Here is a 25,612-nt window from a genome sequence, read left to right on the forward strand (position 1 = left end):
AATTGTAAAAAAAAATATGCGTTTTATTATTTACACGATATCATGTTTTTTGATAAAAATCTCCTTCTATTATCCATTCTCCATTTTCTAAAAATGATCCTACTTGTTTAAATTTAATCTTTTTAGTTTTTCCTGTAATTAAATGTAGGATATTAACTTTATTATTTCTTCCTATTTTTTTTCTATCTTTTCCCTTTATAGTATCTATTTTTAGATTATTATTTGTAATACACAAAATATCACTGATTATTATATGTGATTTTAAAAGAAAAGAAATTACTTTTCTATTAATTTCGTAAACCTTCTCTTGGAATAGATTAAAAGCATTTTGCTTATAAACTACAAGAGGATCTTTTTGTTCAAAAACAGCATTTTGTACCGAATGTCGTAGATTATCTACATCTCGTAAATGTTCTTTCCATTTTTCGTCCATGAAACATAATATAGTTTTTTTTTCAAGTATTGAAAATAATGATTTTCCTTTAGTCTCATAAAATTTTTTCAAATTAGATGTAGTAATTATATTATGATTTCCATCTGTAAATATGGTTTGTATTTGATATTTTTCTATATTATTTTCAGTAATATTATTATTAGATATAATAGGTATTATATTTTTATAAATTATTTTCTCTTTTTTTCTTTCATAGAATTCTATAATATAATCATGAAGTTTATTAACACAATCAAATTTTTTGTATAATAAAAATTCTTCTTCTTGAAATGGAAATTTTATTCCGAAAATATGAATAAATTCATATTCTATATTTTTTAAATTATTTATAGACTTATTAACATTTATTATTATATCTAATAAAACGTATATCATATTAGAAATATCTAAACTTAATTCATGTCCACATAATGCATTTTTACGTTTTTTATAGATAAATTCTCTTTGTTTATTAATAACATCATCATAATCTAATAAACGTTTTCGAATACTAAAATTATTATCTTCTATTTTTTTTTGTGCTTTTTCAATAGATTTTGTTAATAGAGGATGTTGTATTATATCTCCTTCTTTATGTCCAAATCTATCCATTAATTTTGATAGTCTTTCTGAATCAATAAATAAACGAATTAAATTATCTTCTAGAGAAACATAAAATTGAGAACTTCCTGGATCTCCTTGTCTTCCTGATCTACCTCTTAATTGATTATCTACCCTTCTAGAATCATGCCTTTCTGTACCTAAAACTGCTAATCCACCATTTTCTATTACTTCTTTAGATAGTTTGATATCAGTTCCCCGTCCAGCCATATTCGTTGCTATAGTTACAGCACCAGGAAATCCTGCTTTTACTATTATATCAGCTTCTTTTTCATGTAATTTTGCGTTTAAAACATTGTGAGATACTTTTCTAAATTTTAGAGCCCTCCCTAAAAATTCAGAAACTTCAACTGAAGTAGTTCCAACAAGAACTGGTCTTTTATCTTTTTGAGATAAACTAATTATTTTTTCTATAATAGCATTATATTTTTCTCGTTTTGTTTTAAATACAAGATCTTGTAAATCTTTTCTTTTTATAGGTTTATCTGTAGGAATTACCACTACATCTAATTTATATATATGCCAAAACTCTCCAGATTCCGTTTCTGCAGTACCTGTCATTCCTGATATCTTTTTATACATTCTAAAATAATTCTGTAAAGTTATTGTAGCAAAAGTTTGAGTTGATGATTCTATTCTAACACGTTCTTTTGCTTCTATAGCTTGATGTAATCCATCAGAATAACGTCTTCCTTCCATAATACGTCCTGTTTGTTCATCTACTATTTTAACTTTGTCGTTTAAAACGACATAATCAACATCTTTTTCAAATAAAGTAAATGCTTTAAGAAGCAGATTAATAGTATGTATTCTTCTTGATTTTATAGAAAAATTTTCCAGTAGTTTTTCTTTTTCTTCTATTTCTTTTTCTTTTGAAAAATTTTTATTTTCTAATTCAGTCAATTCTAGATTTATATCCGGTAAAACAAAAAAACTGATATCTTCTACATTTCTAGATAAAAATTCAATTCCTTTATCTGTTAATTCAACAGTATTATTTTTTTCATCTATAACAAAATAAAGATCTTTATCTACTTTATACATTTCTCTACCTTGATCCTGTAAATATTGACCTTCTATTTTTTGTAAAATAAAACGAATATTTTCTTCACTTAAAAATTTAATTAAAAATTTTTTTTTTGGTAAACCTCTATATGATTGAAATAATTTAAATCCTCCTAATTTTTTATCTCCATTATTTATTAAATTTTTAGATTCTTGCAATAAACTATTAACCACTAAATTTTGTTGTTTTACAAGAATTTCTACTTTATCTTTTAATAGCTCAAATTCATTTTTATTATCAATTTTAGAATTAACAGGACCTGATATAACTAAAGGAGTCCGAGCTTCATCTATTAGAACAGAATCTATTTCATCTATAATAGCATAATTTAATTCTCTTTGAACCAGTTCTTCCTTAGAACGAGCCATATTATCACGAAGATAATCAAATCCAAATTCGTTATTTGTCCCATAAGTAATATCTGCTTCGTAAGCTTTTTTTCGCATTTTTATATTAAATGAAGGATAACAATCAATACAATCAACTCTTAATTGATGAAATTCCATTAGAGGAGACATCCAATTTGCATCTCTTTTAGATAAATAATCATTCACAGTAACAATGTGCACTCCTCTTCCTGAAAGAGCATTCAAATAAGCAGTTAAAGTTGCTACAAAAGTTTTTCCTTCACCTGTAGCCATCTCTGCTATTTTTCCTTGGTGTAAAACTATTCCTCCCATTAATTGGACATCATAGTGTACCATATCCCAAATTATTTTCTTTCCATATGCATTCCACTCATTTTTCCAAAATGTATATTCTCCATCTAATAATAGATAAGGTTTAATTTTTGATAATTCTTTATCAAAAAGTGTTGTTTTTACAACAAGTTGTTTTTTTTCTTTAAATCTTTTAGATGTTTCTTTAATAATAGCGAAAGCACTAGGTAAGAAACTCATAAGAATTTCTTGTTCTATTTTATAAGATTTATCTCTTATTTTCTTTATATCTAAATTAATTTTTTCTATAAATTCAATAGAATGAGGTTTTTCTTTTATCGTTTCTAATAATTTTTTTTCTTTCTCACGAAATTTTTTTGTATGCTTCCGTATAGTTTTTTTAAACTCCTGAGTTTTATTTCTTAATTCATCATCAGATAAAGAAAATATACTTTTCTCTTCTTCTTTAATTTGAAATAAAATTTTTCTAACCTCCTTTAGGTCTTTTTCATTTTTATTTTCTAATAATTTATTTAGTATTTTTTTAATAAAACTCATGGTATCATATTTATATACTTATATCTGTTATCTATTATTTATTATTATATCCACACATACAAAACATACAAAACATACAAATTCATATGAAAACTTAAAGCTCATATTCATCTCTATTCCAATAAAAATCTTCATCATCTCTTGGATAATCTGCCCATATATCTTCTATAGATTCAAAAACTTCTCCTTCTCCATTTTCTAATTGCTGAAGATTTTCAACTACTTCAAGAGGTGCCCCAGTACGAATAGCAAAATCAATTAATTCTTCCTTAGTTGCAGGCCAAGGAGCGTCTTCTAAATGAGAAGCTAATTCTAAAGTCCAATACATATTTAATCAAAATTTTATATAAAAAATCAAAAAAAATAACATTTTTATTTATATATTTGATTTTTAAAAATCAATGAACTTTTTCACTACAAGATATAATTAGTGAATTTAAATTACAAATAAATTGTATGAAAAAGTTTCCAAAAATTGTGTTTATAGGCTCTAGCTCTTTTTCTCTTCAATGTTTAAAAGAATTATATGTTAAAAAATATAATATTATAGGGGTCATAACAAATCCTGATAATTTTCTTTGCAGAAAAAAAGATAAAATTTTTACTCCCATAAAAAAATATGCTATAGAAAATAAAATACCTTTTTTACAACCAAAAAATCTTCTTGAAGATTCTTTTTTAAAAGAATTAGAAAAATGGAACCCTGATATACAAATAGTTGTTTCTTTTCGTGTTTTACCAAAAAAAGTATGGAATTTACCTAAAATGGGATCCTTTAATTTACATCCATCTTTACTTCCACAATATAAAGGAGCTGCTCCAATTAATTGGGTTATTATTAACGAAGAAACTAAAACTGGATTGACTACTTTTTTTATAGAAAAAAAAATAGATTCTGGTAAAATTTTATTACAAAAAGAAATTAAAATAGAAAAAAAAGATACTGCAGGAAAACTGGAGAATAGATTAAGAAAGGTTAGTGGACCTTTGGTTTTAGAAACTTTAGAAGGAATTTTAAATAATAAAATAAAACCTATTTATCAAAAAATAGATGCTAGTTCTTCATTAAAATTTGCACCAAAAATATCTAAAAAAGATTGTAGAATTCAATGGAAAATTCATTCTATGAATTACATTTATAACAAGATAAGAGGGTTAAGTCCTTTTCCTGCTGCATGGACTTTTTTATTTATTAATAATAAATTTTTAAGATTTAAAATTTTTTTTGCGGAAAAAATAATAGAAGAACATTCTTTTCCAATTGGATTAGTTTTTATCATGCCATCTAAAATGAAAATTTCAGTAAAAGAAGGATTTTTATCTATTATAGAAGGACAAATTGAAGGAAAAAATAGAATGAATATTAAAAATTTAATTAATGGATTAAAAACATATAAAAATATTTTTGTTGAATAAAAATAATCAAATATTTTTTATATTTTATTATATTAACACTAAATTAACGTTAATTATTAAAGTTAAAAATCATTTATATAAATTCCATGAATAAAACAGAACTGGTTAATTCAATAGCAGAAAAAACTGGAATAACAAAAATAAAAGCTAAAAATGTTACAGATGCGTTTATTGAAACTGTTATAGAATCCTTAAAAAAAGGAGATAAAGTTACTCTTGTAGGGTTTGGAACTTTTTCTGTTATAGAAAGAAATCCTAGAAATGGAGTAAATCCTAGAACAGGTAAAAAAATATATATTCCAGGTAAAAAAGTAGCTAAATTTAAAATAGGAGCAGAATTGACGAAATTGTAAAATGCTATTTACTTAGTTTAGTTAAGAAAATATAAGACTTATATTTTCTTAACTGATTTTTATGTGGTTATGGAGATAATCTATATATAATCCATTTTTCTTCTTTTTTTATGTATATTAGTCTATCATGAAGTCTATTTTCTTGTCCTTGCCAAAATTCTATTTTATATGGTTTTACAATATATCCTCCCCAACTGAAAGGACGTTTTATAGTGTTTTTATTAAAAAATTTATTCCATTCATTATACTGATCTAGTAAAAATTTTCTAGAATAAATGATACTACTCTGTTTAGAAATCAAGCTTCCTATTTGGTGTCCTTTGGGTCTTTTATAAAAGTATTCATCTGATTTTTCTTTTTTTACTTTTGACGCAGACCCTTTAACAATAACTTGTCTATCCGTATTCCTCCAATAAAAAGAAATACAAACTTTTGGATTATTTTTTATTGCTCTTCCTTTAAAACTATAATAGTTTGTATAAAAAGTAAATCCATTTTTAGAATATTCTTTTAATAAAACAATTCTTGTTTCAGGGCACCCGTCTTCTCCAATGCTAGAAATTGACATAGCATTAATTTCATCATTGTTATAGCAAGACTTTTTTTCTTCTTTAAACCATTCATGAAATAATTTTAATGGCTCTTCTGGAACTTTAGTTTCTAATAAAGCGTCTTTTTTATAATTTTTTCTATAATCACTTAAATCAATATTCATACTGTTTTTAAAATATTTATATTTATAAAATATGGAACAATAAAATTATATTATAAAGGCGTGATAGCTCAGTTGGTTAGAGCATTGGATTCATAACCCAAAGGTCGGGGGTTCAAATCCCCCTCACGCTATTATTTATTTATGATGCAATAAATAAAATAATATGTATGCACTTTTTTATTTATAGTTCTACTCTATTAAATAAATTATATTTCTTAAATGAAATAAATAAAAAAAAATTATATTCTAAGAATATTTATTTCATTTTGGAAATAAATAAAAAAAAACTTATAATTACAAGTTTTTCAAATACAGTAGATTATTCTATACATGTATACACAGATATATATATTTATGTTAAAGAAAATACAAGAGAAAAAGTAATTATAGATAGCAAACTTTTCACAGAAATACTCAGTACTTTTACTAAAGAAATTATTTCTATAAAAAAAGATAATGATACGCTTAACATTTCTTCTTTGCAAGGATCTTTTAAAATTCCTATTCTTAGAAAAAAATTAAATATTATAAGAGGTAATTTATTTTGTAACAATAATACTATATTTATTTTTTCAAATCTTCTTTTAAAAATTTTAGAAAAAATAATATTTTCTATTGGAAATATAAAATTTAAAACTATTCTTAATGGAGTTTATTTCCAATTTTCTCCATATGAATCATATTTTATATCTACCAATAATTTAGTATTAGTAAAATATACTGTAAAATATATAAAATCAAGTAAAAATATAAAATTTATTGTACCAAGAAATTCTATTCATATTCTTCATAAAATTTTAAAATATGAGAAAAATAGTAATAACAATAATAATGTATATATTAAATATAATAGTAAAGAAAATTATGTAATTTTTTTATCCAAAAATTATATTTTCTCATCCAAAATATTAAATATAGATAATAAAAAAAATAAAAAACAACCAAATTATAATTCTATTATACCTAAAAAAAAATTTGATGTCTTATTAATTATAAACAGAGTTTTATTTCTAAATACTATTAAAAGATTATTAATCCTATCTAAATTATTCGAAAATAAAAAAATTGAAAAATTTATTTATTTACAAATAATTAATAATGAATTTAGTATTTTTAATCGAAAAAATTTTAGTTTAAAAATTAAGTGTAAATCTATTTATAATTCGTTACAAAAAATTAAAATGGGATTTAATTGTAAGTTTTTAATTGAAATATTATCTCATCTAGATAATGATTTTATATATTTTGAATTATACAATTCAAATAAAATTGGTGTTTTAAAAACAAATTTTTACAAAAATAAAAAAGAAATGGAATTCATTTCCATATTAATTATGTCTATAATAGTATGATAATATCATATAATTGGCTTAAAGAATACGTATCTATTGATTTTGATGTGAATCAAGTATCAGATATATTAACTAATATAGGGTTTCCAATAAAAAAAATAAAAAAAATGATATCTATTGATACTGATGAAGTAGATTATATTTTAGATATAGAAATAACACCTAATCGCACTGATGCAATGAGTCATTATGGGATAGCTAGAGATTTATATGCTTTTTTAAAATTCCGTGGAAATAAAGTTTTATTATCTAAACCATCAATAGATAACGAAATATATAATAGTGATATTAATTATTTTAATATTCAAATTTTTAATAAATGTGTAAGATACACTGGAATGGCTATTTTCCAAACAAAAGTAGAAAATTCTCCAAATTGGTTAGTTCTTAGATTAAAATCTTTAGGAATAAAAACAATAAATAATATAATAGATATAACAAATTTTGTGTTTTTTGAACTAGGTATTCCTATACATGTTTTCGATTTAGATAAAGTAGAAGGAAATAAGATTTTAATAAGGAATGCTGAAAAAAATAATATTTTTCATATAAAAAAAAATTTTACAAAAAAACTTGATATAGAAGATTCAGTAATATATGACGCAAAAAAACCATTATCTATAAGAGGAATTATACCTGATAGTAGATCAATTATACATATAAATACGAAAAATATATTCTTAGGAATAGCTTGTTTTAATTTTTCTGTAAACCGTTTTTTAAAGCAAAAATATTTGTTGAACACTGAAAATTCATCTTTTTTTGAAAGTAGAGAAATAAATCCAGATCAAGCTATATATGCTTTGAAAAGAACATCTTTTCTCATAAGAAAGATAACTAAAAGCAAAATATTTTCAAATATTATTGATTTGTATCCTATTCCAAACAAACCATTGGAAATTAAACTACGTTATAATAAAATAAGAAATATTTTAGGAAAAAATATATCAAAAAACAAAATAAAAAAAATATTATCATTGTTAGAAATAATGGTAATATCAGAAAATAATGAGTATTTATTTGTTATTGTTCCTTCTTATAGAACGGATATTTGTAGAGAAATAGATTTGATAGAAGAAATACTTCGTATTTATGGAATAAATAATATAAAAATATCTAGTAAAATAAAAATACCATCACCTACTAAATTTTTTACGAAAACAGAATATAAAATACAAAAAATACTTATTGAAGAAATAATTTCTTATGGTTTTCAAGAAATTATTTCTTCAACCATGAGAAATATAGATAAACTTTCTTTATTAATTGATTCATTTTTTAAAATGAAGGCAATTGAGATTATAAATCCCGTTAACCAAAAATATAAATGCATGCGAAATCATCTATCATTTGGAATGATAGATTGTATAGAATATAATTATAATAGAGGAAAAAGTAATATGAAATTTTTTGAAATAGGAAAAATATACTATAAAAAAAATGGAAAATTTTTTGAGGAAAAAAAATTAGGAATTATTATATCAAAAAATAATAATATACAAGATTATTCTTTTTTTTATTTAAAAGGAATTATTGAACATATATTGCAAAGAAGCGGGATTATAAATTATACACAAAAGTTTTCTCAACATCCTTTACTAGAAAATAGCATTTCTATATTCTATAATAATAAAAATTTAGTAGAGTTAGGAAAATTGAAAAAGATTATCGGAAAAAACAATAAAACATTTTATGCAGAAATAGATTGGGAATATTTAATTTCTATTATTCAAAAAAAAAATATAATTTTTTCTCCATTTTCTATATATCCTACTTCAAGAAGAGATTTATCTTTTATTGTTGATAAGACACTTTCTTTTGAAATAATAAATCAATTAATAAAAAATAAAAAAGATAAACTAATAAAAAAAATACAGATATATGATATATACGAAGGAAAAAATATTCCTAGATCAAAAATATCTTATACTATCAGTTTTTTATTTGAAAGTGATAAAAAAACATTAACTAATGAAAATATTCATTCTTCAATGAAGAAGATTGAAAATATATTGATAAAAGAATTGAATGCTGAAATAAGAAATAAATAAGTAATATATTACAAATTAATCGACAATTTTTTTTAAAATATTCTCAATTCCAGTTTTTTTATTTATTACATTAGATATTTCTTTTACATGAATTCTTTTTTGTTTCATAGAATCTCTATCTCTAACAGTTACCGTGTTTTTTTCTACAGTTTCATAATCTATAGTAAAACATATAGGTGTTCCTATAGAATCTTGTATTCTATATAATTTTCCTATACTTCCTTTTTGAGAAAATATTAATCTATAATTAGTTTTTATTTCATTAAAAATCTTTTTAGCCATTTCTGGTAATCCATCTTTTTTAACTAATGGAAATATTGCAGCTTTTATAGGAGATAAAAAAGGAGGTAATTTTAATACTATACGTTCTGTTCCATTTTTTAATTTTTCTTTTTTAAGAGAAGAAGAAAATATGGCTAAAAAAAGACGATCCAATCCTAAAGAGGTTTCTATAACATAAGGAATATAATTTTCGTTAGAATCAAATATTCTAAATTTTTTTTTGGAGAAAAATTCATGCTTTTTTAAATCAAAATCTCTACGAGAGTGAATTCCTTCTATTTCTTTAAATCCAAATGGAAAATTGAATTCTATATCAGTCCCTAAACTTGCATAATGTGCAAGATTTTTATGATTACTTAATTGATATTTTCTATCTCCTAATTCTAATGCTAAGTGCCATTCAAGACGATTTTTTTTCCAATATTCATACCATTTTTTTTCATCATTTGGATGTATAAAAAACAACATTTCCATTTGTTCAAATTCACGAAGTCTAAACAAAAATTGTCTCGCTATTATTTCATTTCTAAAAGATTTTCCTATTTGAGCTACACCAAATGGAATTTTCATTCTACTAGATTTCTTAATATTGTTGAAATTAGAAAATATTCCTTGAGATGTTTCTGGACGAAGGAATAAATCTTTTTTTATTTCTTCTTTAATTTTAAACATCATGTTAAAATAACGAATTTCTGTCCAATTTTTTGTTCCAGAAATAGGATCGCAAATATTTAATTCATCAATTAAAATTCTAATGTCTGAATAGTTTTTTTTTTCTAATGATTTATGTAAACGTAAAAATATTTCTTTTTTTCTTTCAGGAAAATCAGAAAATTTTTTTTCTATATATTCTTCAATCAAGATATCAGGACGATATCTTTTTTTAGAATTTTTGTTATCTATTAATAATTCATTAAATTTATCAACATGTCCAGATGCCTTCCAAATATCCGGATGCATAAGAATTGATGAATCTAATCCTACTATATTTTCATGAAGAAAAACCATTGATTTCCACCAAAATTCCTTAATATTATTTTTTAACTCAACTCCATATTGTCCATAATCATAAACAGCATTTAATCCTCCATAAATTTCGCTAGAGGAAAAAATAAATCCATTATTTTTTGCATGAGAAATTAAAAAATGAATAAAATTTTTATTTTTTACCATCTTATATTATACTAATACTTATATAAATATATATTTTTCTAAATCTAATGCAGCCATACATCCAGATCCTGCAGAAGTTATAGCTTGTCTATAAATTGGATCCTGAACATCTCCTGCAGCAAAAACCCCTGGTTTATTTGTCATTGTATTTCCTTTTTCTGTAAGGATGTATCCATTTTTATCTAATCTTAATTCATTACCAAATATTTTTGTATTAGGAATATGTCCTATAGCAATAAATAACCCACTAATAAAAATAATATTTTCAGTATTATTTTTATTATCGAGTATTTTAATTCCTTTCAAAAAATCATTTCCTATGATTTCTATAACATTAGAATTATATAGAATATATACATTTTTTTTATTTAGGATACGATTTTGTAATATTTTGGAAGCTCTTAAATAATTTTTTCTAACCAATAAATAAACCTTTCTACAAATATTAGCTAAATAATTAGCTTCTTCTAAAGCACTATCACCTCCCCCTATTACTGCTACATCCTTATTTTTATGAAAAAAACCATCACAAGTTGCACAAAAAGAAATTCCCAATCCCATAAATTTTTTTTCTTTATCTATTTCTAAAAATTTAGGAATTGAACCTGTAGCAATAATCACTCCTATACTTTTAAATTTTTCTGTATTGTTTAAAAATATGTAATGAATTCCATTTCTTTCAGTAGAAAAAGAAACTTTTGTAACAGACTTCTCTATAATTTTTGTATTAAAACGTTCTGCTTGTTTTTTGCAATTATCCATAAAATCATTTCCATCAATTCCTTTAGGAAATCCTAAATAATTATCAATAATAGTTGTAGTAGTTAATTGCCCTCCTGGTTGCATACCAGTGAACAAAACTGGATTCAAACCTGCTCTAGCTGCATATATAGCAGCAGAATAACCAGCAGGACCAGATCCAATAATTACGCAATTATGTATTTTTTTCATAAAAATTGGAATTTTAATATATTTTTTATTTTTTAGTTATTTTTAATTTTATATATTTTATATAAATGAAATTTTTCAATTTTTTTATAGAAAAAAAATTACATATAAATACAACAAAAAATAGTAGTTTCATCTACTGTGTTATAAGAAAAAAATTTATTATTTTTTCTAAAGAAGAATTGATACGTCAATATATAATTTTCTTGTTAAAAGAAATTAAAAACTACAAAAATTCTAATATTTTAGTAGAAGTTCCTATAGAAATAAATAAATTATCTAAAAGATTAGATATATTAGTTTTATTAAATAATAAACCTCATATATTAGTTGAATGCAAATCACCTCTTATTCCCATAACTCAAAAAGTTTTTGATCAAATTGCTATGTATAATAAAATTGTTAAATCTCCTTATCTAATGATAAGTAATGGAGTAAAAAATTTTGTTTATCAAGTGAATAAATTGAAAAAAAAATTTTCATTTTTAAAATATATTCCATAATAAATTAATCGTTTTTTATAGTATGCATATGTTCAATAACATCTATTAATTTATTAGAATAACCTACTTCATTATCATACCAGGAAACAACTTTTAAAAATTTTGGATTTAACATTATGCTTGAACTTGCATCAAAAATAGAAATCCTATTATCTCCTATAAAATCCGTTGATACCACAGCGTCTTCCGTATATCCTAATATTCCTTTTAAATAGCCTTCAGAAGCTTTTTTCATACAATATTTAATAGTCTTATAATCTGCACTTTTTTTTAGATAAACAGTAAAATCTAATACAGAAACATTTGGAACAGGTACTCTAAAAGCCATTCCAGTTAATTTACCATTCAAACTTGGAATTATTTTTCCTACTGCATTTGCAGCTCCAGTAGATGATGGAATAATATTAATTAATGAAGATCTTCCTAATTTCCAATCTTTTTGTGAAACAGAGTCTACTACTTTCTGAGTAGCAGTAGAAGCATGTATAGTAGTCATTAAACCTTCTAATACTCCAAAATTGTCATCTAATACTTTAACAATTGGAGATAAACAATTTGTAGTGCAAGAAGCATTAGATATAATATTGTCATTTTTATTTATTTTTTTGTGGTTTACTCCCATAACAAACATTGGAATATCATCTTTAGGAGGTGCAGATAATATTACTTTTTTAGCTCCTGATTTTAAGTGTAAACTTGCTAAATTCTTTGTTAAAAAGAGCCCAGTAGATTCAATAACATATTCTACATTTAACTCTCCCCAAGTTAATTTTATTGGATCTTTTTCAGTAGTAACTTTTATACGTTTTCCATTTATAACTAAATAATTATCATTTTCTATATTAACATTAATATTTTTTTTAAAACAACTATGAATAGAATCATATTTTAATATATAAGCTAAATATTCTATAGATACTAAATCATTTACGGATACAACTTCAATATTATTTCGGTTTAGAGCAGATAGAAGAACTAATTTTCCTATTCTACCAATCCCATTTATTCCTATTTTAATAGACATATATAAATTTATTAATTTTTAACCTTTAAAAAAGTTATAAAAGTAGATGATGGTATTTCAACTTTCCCTATTTTACGCATTTTTTTCTTTCCTTTCTTTTGTTTATCTAAAAGCTTTTTTTTTCTGGAAACATCTCCTCCATAACACTTATCTATTACATTTTTTCTAAAAGCCTTAATAGTTTCTCTTGCTATAATTTTACCAGCCATAGAAACTTGAATAGGGATAGAAAACTGATGTTTTGGTATTGATGCTGCTAATTTTTGGCATATTTTTTTTGCCATGACAAAAACTTCATTTTTATGAACTAATAAAGATAATGCTTCTATCTTTTCATGATTTACTAATACGGTAATTTTTTTGAGATCTGATTTTTTATAACCTATAAAATTATAATCAAAAGAAGCATATCCTTTAGAAATAGTTTTTAATTTATCATAAAAATCATATATAATTTCGGATAAAGGCATTTCAAATGAAATTTTTATTCTACCAGATGTTAAATAATGTTGATTACCAACTATAGTTCCGCGTTTACTGATACATAAAGATAGAATATTTCCTATATATAAATCTTTAGTAAAAATTGTAACTAAAACGTATGGCTCTTCTATTTTTTTTAATTTTTCAGATTCAGGAAAATCTGAAGGATTATTTATAATTACTATTTTATTATTTTTAAAATAAATTTTATAAGAAACATTAGGAATGGTAACAATAACGGAAATCCCATATTCTCTTTCCAATCTATCTCTAATAATTTCCATATGAAGTAACCCTAAAAAACCACAATGAAATCCAAAACCTAAAGCAGAAGAAGATTCAGATTTAAAAGTAAGAGAAGCATCATTTAATTGTAGCTTTTCTATTGAAGAACGTAATTCTTCATATTGATCAGAATCAACTGGATATAAACTAGCAAAAACCATCGGCTTTACTTCATCAAATTTTTCTATGGGATAGATAGCAGGATTATTATCATCAGTTATAGTATCTCCTACTTTAACTTCATAAGTATTTTTTATTCCAGAAACAACATATCCAACATTTCCTGTTTCAATTTTATTTTTAGAAATTCGTTTCAATTTTAAAATTCCTACATCATAAGCAGAATAAATTTTTCCTGTAGACATAAACCTTAATTTTTGTCCTTTTCGTATACAACCATTTTTTACTCTAAAAAAAGCTTCTACACCTGTAAATGGATTATATAAGGAATCAAAAATAATAGCTTGTAAAGGGGCATTATTATCTCCTTTTGGAGGAGGAATTCGTTGAACAATTTGATCTAGTATATTTTTAATACCTAATCCTTTTTTAGCACTTACAGGAAGTATATCTTCCATTTTACATTTTACTACCTCTACTATCTCTTTCATAACTTCTTCTGAATTATATTCAGATAGATCAATTTTATTTAGAATTGGAATTATAACAAGATTTTTTTTCAACGCTAAATAAAGATTTGATATAGTTTGAGCTTGAACGCTTTTTGTGCAATCTATAACAAGTAGAGCGCCTTCACAAGCAGCGATAGAACGAGAAACTTCATAAGAAAAATCAACATGTCCTGGGGTATCTATTAAATTTAAAGTATATATTTCATTTTTAAATGAATATTTCATTTGTACTGCATGACTTTTTATTGTAATTCCACGTTCTCTTTCCAATTCCATATTGTCTAATAATTGGTTTTTTTCCCCTACAGATACTGTTTTTGTTAATTCCAATAAACGATCTGCTAATGTACTTTTTCCATGATCTATATGTGCTATAATACAAAAATTACGAATATTACGAATCATAATGATAAATAAGAATTAAGATAACATGATAACAAAATTAAACTTATCAAAACTTTTAGGTAGTAAAATTAATTTATCTATACTATTATATATATAATAAAAAATAGGAATTCATTCTATAATAGAATACTCTTAATAGATATAGAATCTAATTTTTTTATTGATTATTAAACATATTCATAGTATTTTTTAATCCATCTTTTATAAAAGAAAAAACTATCTTCATTGCCAGATCCAATTTGGGATTGATCAAATTTAATTCCTCATTCTTCCAATTTCCTAATACATAATCTGTTTTTTTTTCAAAATTTCGTTTAATTCCAAAACGAAGTCTAGCATAATGTGATGTTCCTATTTCTTTTTCTATATTTTTCAATCCATTATGACCTCCATCTCCCCCTTTTCCTTTTAAGCGAAAAGTTCCTAGATCTAGATAAATATCATCTGAAATAACAAGAATGTTCTCTAATAATATTCTTTCTTTTTTCATCCAGTATTTTACTGATTTTCCACTACAGTTAATATAAGTAGAAGGTTTTAAAAAAAAAATTATTTTTTCTTTATAATTAAATTTTGAAACAAATCCTAATTTTTTTTTTAAAAAACAAAAAGAATAATTTTTAGAAATCTTATCTAAGATCATAAATCCAGTATTATGTCTTGTTTTTTTATAGATTTTCCCAGGATTACCTAGCCCAATTATTAGAAATTTTCCCATATTCTATTTTTTTCATCATATAGATCCCAATAATTCATGAACTGTTATTCCTATATCCTCTGGAGATTGAACGACATGTATTCCATTTTTCTTTAATATATCCATTTTTGCTTGTGCTGTTTCTATCTTTTTTTCTACAATAGCTCCAGCATGTCCCATAGTTTTTCCTTTAGGAGCAGTTGTACCTGCTATAAAACCTATAATAGGTTTTTTTTTATTTTTTTTCATTTTTATCCATTCAGCTGCCTCAATTTCTAATTTTCCTCCTATTTCTCCTATCATTATAATACATTTTGTTTCAATATCTTCTAAAAATAGATTCATAATATCTTTAATATTCATACCAATGATGGTATCTCCACCAATTCCTACAGCGGTAGAAATTCCATAACCAAATTTTACAATTTGATCTGCTGCTTCATAAGTAAGAGTTCCAGATCTAGAGATTATTCCAATTTTTCCTTTTCTATTAAAAATAGAATTAGGCATAATTCCTACTTTTGATTCTTTAGGAGAAATAATTCCAGGACAATTTGGACCAATTAATGTTGACTTTTTTTCTTTTTTTAAAAATTCTTTAACTATTACCATATCAGAAACTGGAATACCCTCTGTAATACAGACAATTAATTTAATATTTGCATATATAGATTCAAGAATAGCATCTGAAGCAAAAGCAGAAGGAACAAAAATAACACTTACATCTGCTCCTGTATTGTTTATAGCTTCTTCTACAGTATTAAATATAGGAATATTTAAAGAAGAAGTTCCTCCTTTTCCTGGAGTTACTCCTCCAACTATGGTAGTTCCATAACTAATCATTTGTTCAGTATGAAATAACCCTTCTTTTCCAGTAAGTCCTTGTACAATAACTTTATTTTTTTTATTTATTAAAATGCTCATGAAATTTAATTTTTTCAATTACTAGAATTTATTTTATTCTTTCTATATAAGATTTATTTTCTATATTAATTTTTAAAAGGTCACCTATGTTAACAAAAGAAGGGACTAACAATTTAGATCCTGTTTCTAATACAGCAATTTTATTACTATTATTAATAGTATCACTTCTTTTTACAGATTCTGTATATTTTACTTTAAGAATAATTGTAGTTGGCATTTTTAAAAATAGAAAACTTTTTTCCCCATTATCTTTTATGTGAAAAAATAAACTAACTCTTATACCTTCTTTTAGAAATTCAGTATTTTTTATCAATTTTTTTTCTATTTGTATTTGATTATAGGTTGTTTCATTCATAAAATAGAAAAAATATTTTTCCTTATATAGGTATTTATAAAAAGAAAAGTATATTTCAGCTATTTTAATTTTATGCCTTGATGAAAAATTATATTCCAAAATATTTCCTGTAATAACATTCTTTAGTTTAGTTTTTATAAATGCAAATCCTTTTCCTGGTTTTACATGAAGAAAATCTATTACTTTGTAAATATCTTTATTCCATTGAATATAAATTCCTTTTTTAATACTATTCATTTCTTCTTCACTATTTTTGCTAAAACCTCTGCTTCAACTACAAGTTTTTTGTTAACAAAACCTTCTCCTTTCATATGAACAATACCCCTTTTTAAAGATTTTAATAAATGAACTTTAAAAATAATAATATCGCCTGGAATTATTTTATGTTTGAATTTAACATTATCTATTTTAAGAAAATATGTAGAATATAATTCTGGATTTTTAAATCTATTTAATATAAGAATTCCTCCAACTTGAGCGATAGCTTCTATTTGCAATACACCTGGCATTATTGGTTCATTAGGAAAATGTCCTGTAAAAAAAGATTCATTCATGGTCACATTTTTAACACCTATTATATAGTCATTTTTTAAATCTATAATTTTATCTACTAATAAAAATGGAGGTTTATGAGGTAAAATCTTCATAATATTTTTTATATCAAGAACAGGTTTTTTTTCCAAATTAAACTCTGGTATATATTTTTTCTTGTCTTCTTTATTAATTTGATTTGTTAAATTATTTAGTAATTGCAAAAAAATATAATTATCTGGATTATAAAAAATAAATTTTCCTTTTAATCTAAATCTTATTAAAGATAAAAATCCTATAGAATCTAATAAAATATGTTTTGCTACATCATTATTCCCATTGCTAGAAAAGATAGAAATAAAAGAAGATCTCATCTTATTTTCAATAATTTTCATTTTTTTATCTTCTTTAGAAAAAGAATTTATTGTTCCTTTAGTTTTTTCTTTGAAAAGAAAACAAAAATTATTTGAATTTGCTATTTTTTTTTTGAATTGGTTTAAATTTTTTAAGATAGCATTTTGTACAAAAAATTTTGAATCAATAACAATCATGATTTCAAAATTATTATAAGGTAGAGCAATAATTTCTCCTCCTGTTTTTTTATTCTCGTAATAAATACTATCTTTTATAGTATAATATTTCCTTATTGCATTTTGTTCTATAATTCCTGCTTTTTCAACAGCTTCTACAAAAAATTTAGAAGAACCATCTAATACCGGGGGTTCTCTATTATCTAATTCTATGATTACATTATCTAAATCCATTCCAGTAAGGGCAGATAAGACATGTTCAATAGCATATATTTTCAATCCATTTTTTTCTAAGATAATTCCTTTATCTATTTTTTCTTTTAGTAAAGAAGAAAAATCTGCCTTTATACAAATTTTTTCTTTTATATCTGTTCTAATAAAAATGAATCCTGTATCTTCCGGAGCTGGTTTAAAGGTTATGGTTATTTGTTTTTCAGTATATAATCCAAATCCTTGTAAAGAAATTTTTTCTGCAATAGTTTTTTGCTTTTCAAGCATAATATATTTATTGTTTTATTTGTTTTTTTACGAAAAACAATTACATGCTATTCAAAATAAACAGATTAATAAAAAATATTAGAAAAATATAAAAACTTTATGTAATTTGTTCTAATATGATAAGACGTATTATTTTATTTTTAACAGGATTTATTATTGGTATTTTGATATTATCTTTTTTTTTCTATAAAAAAAAATGTTTTCTTAAAAAGAAAATAGCATATATATATGATGATTCTAATTAAATTTAAATTTCTAAGTTTTTATGAAAAGAACCTATCAACCTTCTAAAAGAAAAAAAGTGAATATCCATGGATTTATGAAACGAATGAGTACAAAAACAGGTCGTATAATTATATCTAGAAGAAGAAAAAAAGGAAGAAAAAAATTATCTGTTTCTAATTATAAGAAGTAATTATAAAATATTAAAGTCTAAATATTCTATATTTCCAATTTCTGGAAATTGATTTTTTTTACCATAAAATTTTTTTCCAATACTAATTGGCTCTTCATAAGCAAAATAAAAAGATAAATCTCCTATATCAACTATTTTTAGTATAGGGTTTATTTTTTCTTTATTAAATTTTTCTTCGTTTATATCCATCAAACCTATATCTACTGTAAATTTATCTTTCTTTTTTTGAATTTTAATTCCTCTATATATTTTTTTTAATAAATTTTCTTTATTTTCTGGAATAGAAAAATAAGATTTATAATTTTCTATAATAATAGATTTTTTTTTAACAGCATAATAAAATCCAGAAAGAATAGATAAAGTATTATATTTTCTAATCATTTTTTTGTGGAAATCTTTTGGTAAATTCCCAGCTTCCACAAGAATACAAGGATATCCTAACTTTTGTAACTGATCTCCAGTGGCTGTAGGATATGGAACATCAGAAAATCTACCTATAGATCCAATATTTGGTAAAATATCCTTAATTTTATTGACTATAAGATAGATAAGTCCCATAGATATTTTTCTATTTTTAGAAATAGAAATAATATTCTCTTCTATAATAGAAGGTGAAAGAAAAGATAAAATAGCTGGATTAAAAGATGAATTTCCTACATTATAAATAATTCTCTGATCATGCAGATTAAATAAAATATGTGGTTTATCTTTTTTTATTTCATTGAATAATATTTTTATTTCTGGAGATTCTAGAGATATAGCATCTCTATTTAAATCAATATTTATAGCATTTCTTCTTTGAAACTTCTCTGAACCATCTGGGTTTAACATTGGAATAAATGAAATAGTTAAATTTTTTTTTAAAAACTTAACTAATTCATTATTTTCTTCTTCCGAAAAAAAATGAAGTAGATCAAACATAGACTTAGTTCCTGTTGTTTCATTTCCATGCATTTGTGACCATACAAAAATTTTTATATCCCCTTTTCCCCATTTTATTTTAAAAATTTTTCTTTTTTCAATAGAAAAACCAATTTGTGAATATAAATTATCATAATTTTTAAGCAATTCTAACAATTTATCATATCTAAAAATTCTAGAAGAATTGATTCTATTATCTTTAAACAAAGAATCATAATTACGAAATAAAGATATTATATCAAAAAAAAACATATATTATAAATAATAAAAAATACAATTTGAAAGATTGTTTCATATTTCAACAAAATAGATAAAATTTTCCTATAAAGAAAAGTTTTCAGAAAAAATATGTATTTACAATGAAATATTTATCTGCGTACAGATAACAAAGTTGAATATTTATGAAGAGCTATTTTAAAATAAATTACATTGAATCTATCCTAATAATAATAGGATTTGTTGCTTTAAATTTTTTCAATGTAGTTTTAAAAAAACTATTGACATTTATCAATTTACCAGATAGTATGATTTTTTCAATATCATATGTTATCCCTTTTATTTTATTATTTTCATTTATTTCCTATCAATTTCAAAAGAAAAATATTATCATAGATATTTCTATGAAACTTTCTCCATGGTATATATATATTATAATATTTTTTATGATGTTATGTATAATGACTATCAATGAATCTATTTCTTCTTTAGTTCCAAAAAAAGGACCTCTTTTAGGAAGAATGTATAAAGAAATTGATAATTTTTTGAGAGAAGAAATTAAAAATCCAATTCCATTTTTTTCAACAACAGTATTACTAGCTCCTATATGTGAAGAATTTCTATTTAGAGGGATAATTTTAAATGGAATGTTAAAAAATAAAATACATCCAATAAAAGCTATTTTATTTTCTTCTTTTTTATTTGGATTAACTCATATGAATCCATGGCAATTTGTTGGAGGTATTTTTGTTGGAAGCTTTATAGGATTTGTTTATTTTATAACATCATCTATTATAGATTGTATTTTATTGCACATGTTCAACAATGCTATTGCTCTATTTACAATGTTCTTTCTCATGAAAGAAGAACAAATTTTTTCTCAAAAAAGAGAGGTTAATTCATGGAAAACTTTAATTATATCTTTTTTTATCGTAACCATTGGTTTTATTTTTCTTTTAAAAAAAAAAAATCAAAATAATCATTAGAAATAATGAAAAAATCTTCATTGACTATTTTAGGTTGTCATTCTTCAATTCCTACAAAAAAATTTAATCCGACATCTCAAATACTAGAAATGAAAGGTAATTATTTTCTTATCGATTGTGGAGAAGGAACACAAGTTCAATTAAGAAAAGCAAAAATAAAATTGAATAAAATTACAGATATATTTATATCTCATTTACATGGTGATCATTATTTTGGATTAATAGGATTATTATCAACATTTCATTTATTAGGAAGAGAAAAATCTATAAATATTTATGCACCCAGAGGGTTAAAAGAAATCATTAACATTCATTTTAAATGGTCCTACACAAGACTTAAATATTCTATAAAATATGTAGAATTAATATCAAATAAATTAGAAAAAATAATGGAAAATAAAAATTTACAGGTTTTTTCAATTCCTCTAAAACATAGAATATATACTAATGGATTTCTTTTTAAAGAAAAACTTAGCAAGAGGAAATTAAATATAGAAGAAATTAAAAAGATACCTGATATACAAATTTTTAATTATAAAGATTTAAAATTAGGCCAGGATTTTAAAACTAATGATGGAAAGATTATTCCCAATAATCAATTAACATTTGATCCTCCTAAAATATTATCGTATGCTTATTGTTCAGATACTTCATTTCATTTACCTATAGTAGAACAGATAAAATCTGTAGATTTATTATATCATGAATCTACTTTTTTAAAAATAGAAGAAAATAGAGCTATTCATACTGGTCATTCTACAGCAGACCAAGCTGCTTATATAGCTAAAAAAGCTAAAGTAAAAAAATTATTATTAGGACATTATTCTAATAGATTTCCTAATATAAAATCCTTTGAGGAAGAAGCAAAAAAAGTATTTTTTAATGTAGAAGCTTCTGAAGCTTTAAAAACATATTATTTATAACAAAAATCAATTTCGTAAAATATAGGTCGTCCTTTCTGAAGAAAGGAAAGATATAATGATTCCTATTGTTAAAATAGTAGACGTAACTAAAAATAAATTTCCAGATGTTAATTTTATCGGAAAAATAATATTTTCTGATATTTTAAATATTTTATATGTATTCTGTAAGATAGATACAAATAAGGATAATAATATTCCAATAAACCAACCAAAAACTGTAATTATAAATCCTGTATGTAAAAAAATTTTATTTATTTTAGAATATCCAAAACTCCATAATAAAAAAATTTGTTCTTTTTTATCTAATTGAAGTATAAAAATAGCACTGTATAAATTAAATGCAGTAATCAAAGATATTAAACTAAATAAAAAATAGATAAATATTTTCTCTGTTTTTACAATTTTATGAAAAGATTCTTCTTGATCTTCTCTTGATTTTATATTAAATTCTTTCCCTAATTTATCCTTTAAATTTTTCTTTACTTTAGTTACATTAACATTATTATTAACTTTTATATCTATTGTTTGAAAACATTTATTTTTCATTAAATTTTGTATTTCAAGTATATCACAAAATATATGTCCTGAATCATTCATTTTACCAAAATGAAATAATCCTTTTATAAATATTTTTTTTTGTATAAAAAAATGTTTTCCATTTTTATATAATAAAAAAATTAATTTCATAGAAGGTAATTCCATAAATAAAATATCACTACTATTATTTATTTTTTTATTATTATAATTATCATATAATAATGGTAACCCCTGAAAAAAATGAGACATTGAAGTTAACCCAATATATATTGGAAAATAATTTTTTTCTTTAAAATTTTTATTAAAATTTATTAGATCTACTTTTTTAAAATTTTTTACCACATTTTCATATTGTGGATCTATACCTTTCAAATAAAGAAAATGTTTTTTTTTATTATCGTCTTCTAATATGATATTTATTTTCATAGATCTAGAAAATTTCTCTATTCCTTTTATAGATTTTAATTTAATTTTTGTCATTAAATCATCTGTAAATAATTTTTTTTCATCAAAAAAAGAAATACTAATATCAGGATAATTTTTATAAAAGAAATTTTTACTTAAATTTTCTAAACCAGAAAAAATAAATAAAATTATAGATAAAGAAAATGTAGAAATACTAAAAGAAATAATAGATAATACCACAATAATATTTACAATATTGATTCTTTTTTTGGAAAAAAGATAACGTATAGCTATGTTAAAATATATTATATTCAATATGATTTTTGATTTGATTAGTAGTTATTATCAATAATATAAAAATCTAATTTTGGTATTTTCTTTATACGATACCTAAGTCTTTTAGAAAGTAATTTTCTATAAAATAGAGATTTTGAACGTATGTAACAAATAATTTCTTTATCTATAAAAGGATAAATATTTACATATGCTTTTATTAAATTCATATTAGAAGTTATCTTTACTTTGATTAAAGTAACTAAAAAATTTTTTTTTATATAACGAATTTCTTCAGAAAGAATTTCTGCTATTTCTATAAATAAAATTGAAGATAATTTTTCATTTTTAATTTCTTTCATAAAATTGAAAAAAATTGATAAAAATTTTTAATAGGAATAATAATGTTATTAAATTGCATTTATTTAGGTCCCATAGCTCAGTTGGTTAGAGCACCTGACTCATAATCAGGGAGTCGCTGGTTCAAGTCCAGCTGGGACCATTTTATTTTATATTTATTGTAACCATTGTAACCGGGGAGGGATTCGAACCCACAACTTACAGTTTAGGAAACTGTTGTTCTTTCCTATTGAACTACCCAGTCATTATCATTTATTTTTTATTGATTTTCATTTAAAACAATAGAAACAATAGATCTATTGTTTTTTACTTTCTTAAAACGAACATAACCAGATTTTATTGCATATATAGTATGATCTTTCCCTATTCCCACATTTATACCAGGATGGTGTTTAGTCCCCCTTTGACGAATTATTATATTTCCTGAACTAGCATACTGATTTCCATATATTTTAACACCTAATCTTCTACCTATTGAATCTCTTCCATTTCTAGAACTTCCTGAACCTTTTTTGTGAGCCATTTTTTTATTTTTTAATAAATGAAATTACTTTTATTTTCGTAAAATGAGGTCTGACACCTTTTTTTACTTTATACCCTTTCCTTCTTTTTTTTTTAAAAACAATAATTTTTTTTCCTTTTAAATGTTGTAATATTTCTACTTCTATAATAATATTGTTTAAAAAAGGTGTCCCTAAATATGATTCTTTTTCTGAAGAAAAAAATAAAACTTTATTTAAGATAATCTTTTTTCCTTCTTCTACAATAATTTTAGGAACATAAGAATATTTTTTTTCAAAAAGTTTAAATTGTTTTCCTTGTATATTAACGATAGCATAATTCATTTTAATATTTATTTATTAATAATATTTATGGTTTTTAAAATAGATTCAAATAAATAATCTATTTCTTCAAAAGTATTGTAAATAGAAAAACTAGCACGAACCATTCCCGTAACTCCAAAAAAATTCATTAATGGTTGAGCACATAAATGACCTGTACGAACAGCAATACCTAAACGGTCTAAAATACTTCCTACATCAAAAGGATGAAAACTATTCAAATTAAAAGAAATAATACCAGAATTTTTAGTATTATCTCCATATAATTTTATTCCGTTTATAGATCCTAAACGTTTTATAGCATATTTTACTAATTTTTCTTTATAATATTGAATATTTGATACCCCTATTTCTGTCACAAAATCTATAGCAGCACCCCACACAATAATTCCTTCTATATTGGGTGTTCCTGCTTCAAATTTAAATGGTAACTTTGAATAAGTCGTTTTTTTAAAACTTACATTTTCAATCATTTCTCCACCAAATTGATAAGGAGGAAAAGTTTCTAATATTTTTTTTTTCCCGTATAATACACCAATTCCAGTTGGTCCATACATTTTGTGCGCAGAAAAAACGTAAAAATCGACATTTAAATCTTGCATATTTATATCAAAATTTGAAATAGCTTGCGCTCCATCTATTAAAACTAAAGATCCATATTTGTGAGATAAATTTATAATCCATTTAATTGGATTAATTATTCCTAAAACGTTGGATATATGGCTTATAGAAACTAATTTAGTTTTCTCTGAAATTAGAGATTTAAAATTTTCTAAATTCAACAATCCATTTTCATAAATAGATATTACTTTTAAAGTAAGACCTATCTTTTCAGATATAATTTGCCATGGAACAATATTGGAATGATGTTCCATATGAGAAATAATGATTTCATCTCCTTTTTTAAGAAAAAAACTAATACATGAAGCTACTAAATTAATAGATTCTGTGGTTCCTTTTGTAAAAATAATTTCTGAAGATTCATTAGCATGAATAAACTTCTGTATTTTATTTCTTACATTTTCAACTTGATAAGTGGCTTTTTGACTTAAAAAATGAATACCTCTGTGAACATTAGAATTTATCGAATAATAATATTTTTTAATAGCTTTAATTACCTGTAATGGTTTTTGAGTAGTTGCCGCATTATCTATATAAACTAAAGGATGAGAATATACTTTCTCATTTAGAATTGGAAATTTTTTTCTTATTTCTAAAATGTCTTCTTCTAATAACATAT

At 23.1% G+C, this 25,612-nt stretch carries 25 protein-coding genes and 3 tRNA genes; 10 read left to right on the plus strand and 18 right to left on the minus strand.

Features of this window, described 5'->3' with window-relative positions; genetic code table 11:
• Nucleotides 1-40: 40 nt before the first annotated feature.
• On the minus strand, nt 41-3,337 hold the full coding sequence (secA, locus tag H0H48_RS02890) for a preprotein translocase subunit SecA (RefSeq protein ID WP_185871060.1): 3,297 nt from the start codon (nt 3,335-3,337) through the stop codon (nt 41-43).
• A gap of 94 nt (nt 3,338-3,431) precedes the next feature.
• Nucleotides 3,432-3,665 carry a DUF2795 domain-containing protein gene (locus H0H48_RS02895; protein WP_012821710.1) on the minus strand — a complete coding sequence of 78 codons (234 nt, stop codon included), beginning with the start codon at nt 3,663-3,665 and terminating at the stop codon, nt 3,432-3,434.
• A gap of 128 nt (nt 3,666-3,793) precedes the next feature.
• Between H0H48_RS02895 and fmt the strand changes: the two genes are divergently transcribed.
• Entirely contained in the window at nt 3,794-4,753 is a 960-nt protein-coding gene (gene fmt, locus H0H48_RS02900; protein WP_185871061.1) for a methionyl-tRNA formyltransferase, read from the plus strand.
• A gap of 71 nt (nt 4,754-4,824) precedes the next feature.
• Nucleotides 4,825-5,106, plus strand: a complete 282-nt coding sequence (locus tag H0H48_RS02905; RefSeq protein ID WP_262887287.1) for an HU family DNA-binding protein — start codon at nt 4,825-4,827, stop codon at nt 5,104-5,106.
• A gap of 67 nt (nt 5,107-5,173) precedes the next feature.
• Here the strand turns inward: H0H48_RS02905 and pdxH are convergent, their stop codons facing one another.
• A complete protein-coding gene (pdxH, locus tag H0H48_RS02910; RefSeq protein ID WP_185871063.1) occupies nt 5,174-5,821 on the minus strand; it encodes a pyridoxamine 5'-phosphate oxidase in 648 nt (215 codons plus the stop codon).
• A 57-nt stretch (nt 5,822-5,878) separates the two neighbouring features.
• Between pdxH and H0H48_RS02915 the strand changes: the two genes are divergently transcribed.
• From H0H48_RS02915 to pheT, 3 genes are all read left to right on the plus strand, one after another.
• Nucleotides 5,879-5,952, plus strand: a tRNA-Met gene (locus H0H48_RS02915).
• A gap of 36 nt (nt 5,953-5,988) precedes the next feature.
• Complete coding sequence (locus H0H48_RS02920) at nt 5,989-7,173, plus strand: DNA polymerase III subunit beta (protein WP_185871064.1); 1,185 nt, start codon at nt 5,989-5,991, stop codon at nt 7,171-7,173.
• Nucleotides 7,170-9,224 carry a phenylalanine--tRNA ligase subunit beta gene (pheT, locus tag H0H48_RS02925; RefSeq protein WP_185871065.1) on the plus strand — a complete coding sequence of 685 codons (2,055 nt, stop codon included), beginning with the start codon at nt 7,170-7,172 and terminating at the stop codon, nt 9,222-9,224. Before H0H48_RS02920 ends, pheT begins: the two co-directional genes overlap by 4 nt.
• 15 nt (nt 9,225-9,239) lie before the next feature.
• On the opposite strand, the gene H0H48_RS02930 is transcribed toward pheT, so the two are convergent.
• Both H0H48_RS02930 and trxB read right to left on the minus strand, forming a co-directional pair.
• Nucleotides 9,240-10,679, minus strand: coding sequence for a glycine--tRNA ligase (locus tag H0H48_RS02930; RefSeq protein WP_185871066.1), 1,440 nt, complete (start codon nt 10,677-10,679; stop codon nt 9,240-9,242).
• Nucleotides 10,680-10,697: 18 nt separating this feature from the next.
• A complete protein-coding gene (trxB, locus tag H0H48_RS02935) occupies nt 10,698-11,630 on the minus strand; it encodes a thioredoxin-disulfide reductase (protein ID WP_185871067.1) in 933 nt (310 codons plus the stop codon).
• A 65-nt stretch (nt 11,631-11,695) separates the two neighbouring features.
• On the opposite strand from trxB, the gene H0H48_RS02940 reads away from it, so the two are divergent.
• Nucleotides 11,696-12,130: a type I restriction enzyme HsdR N-terminal domain-containing protein gene (locus tag H0H48_RS02940; protein ID WP_185871068.1), complete on the plus strand. Its 435-nt coding sequence runs from the start codon at nt 11,696-11,698 to the stop codon at nt 12,128-12,130.
• Between the two features lie 4 nt (nt 12,131-12,134).
• Here the strand turns inward: H0H48_RS02940 and gap are convergent, their stop codons facing one another.
• From gap to H0H48_RS02970, 6 genes are all read right to left on the minus strand, one after another.
• On the minus strand, nt 12,135-13,154 hold the full coding sequence (gap, locus tag H0H48_RS02945; protein ID WP_185871069.1) for a type I glyceraldehyde-3-phosphate dehydrogenase: 1,020 nt from the start codon (nt 13,152-13,154) through the stop codon (nt 12,135-12,137).
• Between the two features lie 11 nt (nt 13,155-13,165).
• Nucleotides 13,166-14,956 carry a translation elongation factor 4 gene (lepA, locus tag H0H48_RS02950; RefSeq protein ID WP_317168620.1) on the minus strand — a complete coding sequence of 597 codons (1,791 nt, stop codon included), beginning with the start codon at nt 14,954-14,956 and terminating at the stop codon, nt 13,166-13,168.
• A gap of 160 nt (nt 14,957-15,116) precedes the next feature.
• Entirely contained in the window at nt 15,117-15,677 is a 561-nt protein-coding gene (gene pth, locus H0H48_RS02955) for an aminoacyl-tRNA hydrolase (RefSeq protein ID WP_185871071.1), read from the minus strand.
• A gap of 15 nt (nt 15,678-15,692) precedes the next feature.
• Nucleotides 15,693-16,580 carry a succinate--CoA ligase subunit alpha gene (sucD, locus tag H0H48_RS02960; protein ID WP_185871072.1) on the minus strand — a complete coding sequence of 296 codons (888 nt, stop codon included), beginning with the start codon at nt 16,578-16,580 and terminating at the stop codon, nt 15,693-15,695.
• A 28-nt stretch (nt 16,581-16,608) separates the two neighbouring features.
• Nucleotides 16,609-17,172: an elongation factor P gene (locus H0H48_RS02965; RefSeq protein ID WP_185871073.1), complete on the minus strand. Its 564-nt coding sequence runs from the start codon at nt 17,170-17,172 to the stop codon at nt 16,609-16,611.
• Nucleotides 17,169-18,494 carry a bifunctional UDP-3-O-[3-hydroxymyristoyl] N-acetylglucosamine deacetylase/3-hydroxyacyl-ACP dehydratase gene (locus tag H0H48_RS02970; RefSeq protein WP_185871074.1) on the minus strand — a complete coding sequence of 442 codons (1,326 nt, stop codon included), beginning with the start codon at nt 18,492-18,494 and terminating at the stop codon, nt 17,169-17,171. Before H0H48_RS02970 ends, H0H48_RS02965 begins: the two co-directional genes overlap by 4 nt.
• A 265-nt stretch (nt 18,495-18,759) precedes the next feature.
• Between H0H48_RS02970 and rpmH the strand changes: the two genes are divergently transcribed.
• The gene (rpmH, locus tag H0H48_RS02975; RefSeq protein WP_185850366.1) at nt 18,760-18,909 is read left to right on the plus strand and encodes a 50S ribosomal protein L34; all 150 of its coding nucleotides are present in this window, start codon (nt 18,760-18,762) and stop codon (nt 18,907-18,909) included.
• Here the strand turns inward: rpmH and H0H48_RS02980 are convergent, their stop codons facing one another.
• On the minus strand, nt 18,910-20,082 hold the full coding sequence (locus H0H48_RS02980) for a M14 family zinc carboxypeptidase (protein WP_185871075.1): 1,173 nt from the start codon (nt 20,080-20,082) through the stop codon (nt 18,910-18,912). It lies immediately after the preceding gene.
• Between the two features lie 149 nt (nt 20,083-20,231).
• Here H0H48_RS02980 and H0H48_RS02985 point away from each other — a divergent pair, with 149 nt between their 5' ends.
• Nucleotides 20,232-21,032 (plus strand): CPBP family intramembrane glutamic endopeptidase, encoded by an 801-nt coding sequence (locus H0H48_RS02985; RefSeq protein ID WP_185871076.1) that lies wholly within the window; start codon nt 20,232-20,234, stop codon nt 21,030-21,032.
• 5 nt (nt 21,033-21,037) lie between these two features.
• Nucleotides 21,038-21,955 carry a ribonuclease Z gene (locus H0H48_RS02990; RefSeq protein ID WP_185871077.1) on the plus strand — a complete coding sequence of 306 codons (918 nt, stop codon included), beginning with the start codon at nt 21,038-21,040 and terminating at the stop codon, nt 21,953-21,955.
• Between the two features lie 6 nt (nt 21,956-21,961).
• Here the strand turns inward: H0H48_RS02990 and H0H48_RS02995 are convergent, their stop codons facing one another.
• Nucleotides 21,962-23,212, minus strand: a complete 1,251-nt coding sequence (locus H0H48_RS02995) for an ABC transporter permease (RefSeq protein WP_185871078.1) — start codon at nt 23,210-23,212, stop codon at nt 21,962-21,964.
• 17 nt (nt 23,213-23,229) lie between these two features.
• Nucleotides 23,230-23,532 carry a ribosome-binding factor A gene (locus H0H48_RS03000; protein ID WP_185871079.1) on the minus strand — a complete coding sequence of 101 codons (303 nt, stop codon included), beginning with the start codon at nt 23,530-23,532 and terminating at the stop codon, nt 23,230-23,232.
• Between the two features lie 66 nt (nt 23,533-23,598).
• On the opposite strand from H0H48_RS03000, the gene H0H48_RS03005 reads away from it, so the two are divergent.
• Nucleotides 23,599-23,672 (plus strand) — tRNA-Ile (locus tag H0H48_RS03005).
• A gap of 28 nt (nt 23,673-23,700) precedes the next feature.
• Here the strand turns inward: H0H48_RS03005 and H0H48_RS03010 are convergent.
• The 4 genes from H0H48_RS03010 to H0H48_RS03025 all read right to left on the minus strand — a co-directional run bounded on the left by H0H48_RS03010 (nt 23,701) and on the right by H0H48_RS03025 (nt 25,610).
• Nucleotides 23,701-23,774 (minus strand) — tRNA-Arg (locus H0H48_RS03010).
• A 15-nt stretch (nt 23,775-23,789) separates the two neighbouring features.
• Entirely contained in the window at nt 23,790-24,053 is a 264-nt protein-coding gene (gene rpmA, locus H0H48_RS03015; RefSeq protein WP_185850372.1) for a 50S ribosomal protein L27, read from the minus strand.
• A 4-nt stretch (nt 24,054-24,057) separates the two neighbouring features.
• Entirely contained in the window at nt 24,058-24,375 is a 318-nt protein-coding gene (gene rplU, locus H0H48_RS03020) for a 50S ribosomal protein L21 (protein ID WP_185871080.1), read from the minus strand.
• Nucleotides 24,376-24,383: 8 nt separating this feature from the next.
• Nucleotides 24,384-25,610, minus strand: coding sequence for an aminotransferase class V-fold PLP-dependent enzyme (locus H0H48_RS03025; RefSeq protein WP_185871081.1), 1,227 nt, complete (start codon nt 25,608-25,610; stop codon nt 24,384-24,386).
• Nucleotides 25,611-25,612: the final 2 nt, after the last annotated feature.

Origin of the sequence: Blattabacterium cuenoti (assembly GCF_014252055.1) — a bacterium.
GTDB lineage: Bacteria > Bacteroidota > Bacteroidia > Flavobacteriales > Blattabacteriaceae > Blattabacterium > Blattabacterium cuenoti_D.

Coding starts and splice junctions, on each gene's coding strand:
- H0H48_RS02920 (WP_185871064.1), top strand. CDS start 5,989: ATGCACTTTTTTATTTATAGTTCTACTCTATTAAATAAATTATATTTC.
- rpmH (WP_185850366.1), top strand. CDS start 18,760: ATGAAAAGAACCTATCAACCTTCTAAAAGAAAAAAAGTGAATATCCAT.
- fmt (WP_185871061.1), top strand. CDS start 3,794: ATGAAAAAGTTTCCAAAAATTGTGTTTATAGGCTCTAGCTCTTTTTCT.
- H0H48_RS02940 (WP_185871068.1), top strand. CDS start 11,696: ATGAAATTTTTCAATTTTTTTATAGAAAAAAAATTACATATAAATACA.
- gap (WP_185871069.1), bottom strand. CDS start 13,154: ATGTCTATTAAAATAGGAATAAATGGGATTGGTAGAATAGGAAAATTA.
- H0H48_RS02930 (WP_185871066.1), bottom strand. CDS start 10,679: ATGGTAAAAAATAAAAATTTTATTCATTTTTTAATTTCTCATGCAAAA.
- H0H48_RS02985 (WP_185871076.1), top strand. CDS start 20,232: ATGAAGAGCTATTTTAAAATAAATTACATTGAATCTATCCTAATAATA.
- rpmA (WP_185850372.1), bottom strand. CDS start 24,053: ATGGCTCACAAAAAAGGTTCAGGAAGTTCTAGAAATGGAAGAGATTCA.
- secA (WP_185871060.1), bottom strand. CDS start 3,337: ATGAGTTTTATTAAAAAAATACTAAATAAATTATTAGAAAATAAAAAT.
- H0H48_RS02990 (WP_185871077.1), top strand. CDS start 21,038: ATGAAAAAATCTTCATTGACTATTTTAGGTTGTCATTCTTCAATTCCT.
- pdxH (WP_185871063.1), bottom strand. CDS start 5,821: ATGAATATTGATTTAAGTGATTATAGAAAAAATTATAAAAAAGACGCT.
- rplU (WP_185871080.1), bottom strand. CDS start 24,375: ATGAATTATGCTATCGTTAATATACAAGGAAAACAATTTAAACTTTTT.
- H0H48_RS02895 (WP_012821710.1), bottom strand. CDS start 3,665: ATGTATTGGACTTTAGAATTAGCTTCTCATTTAGAAGACGCTCCTTGG.
- H0H48_RS02970 (WP_185871074.1), bottom strand. CDS start 18,494: ATGCTTGAAAAGCAAAAAACTATTGCAGAAAAAATTTCTTTACAAGGA.
- sucD (WP_185871072.1), bottom strand. CDS start 16,580: ATGAGCATTTTAATAAATAAAAAAAATAAAGTTATTGTACAAGGACTT.
- H0H48_RS03025 (WP_185871081.1), bottom strand. CDS start 25,610: ATGTTATTAGAAGAAGACATTTTAGAAATAAGAAAAAAATTTCCAATT.
- H0H48_RS02965 (WP_185871073.1), bottom strand. CDS start 17,172: ATGAATAGTATTAAAAAAGGAATTTATATTCAATGGAATAAAGATATT.
- H0H48_RS03000 (WP_185871079.1), bottom strand. CDS start 23,532: ATGAAAGAAATTAAAAATGAAAAATTATCTTCAATTTTATTTATAGAA.
- trxB (WP_185871067.1), bottom strand. CDS start 11,630: ATGAAAAAAATACATAATTGCGTAATTATTGGATCTGGTCCTGCTGGT.
- pth (WP_185871071.1), bottom strand. CDS start 15,677: ATGGGAAAATTTCTAATAATTGGGCTAGGTAATCCTGGGAAAATCTAT.
- H0H48_RS02980 (WP_185871075.1), bottom strand. CDS start 20,082: ATGTTTTTTTTTGATATAATATCTTTATTTCGTAATTATGATTCTTTG.
- pheT (WP_185871065.1), top strand. CDS start 7,170: ATGATAATATCATATAATTGGCTTAAAGAATACGTATCTATTGATTTT.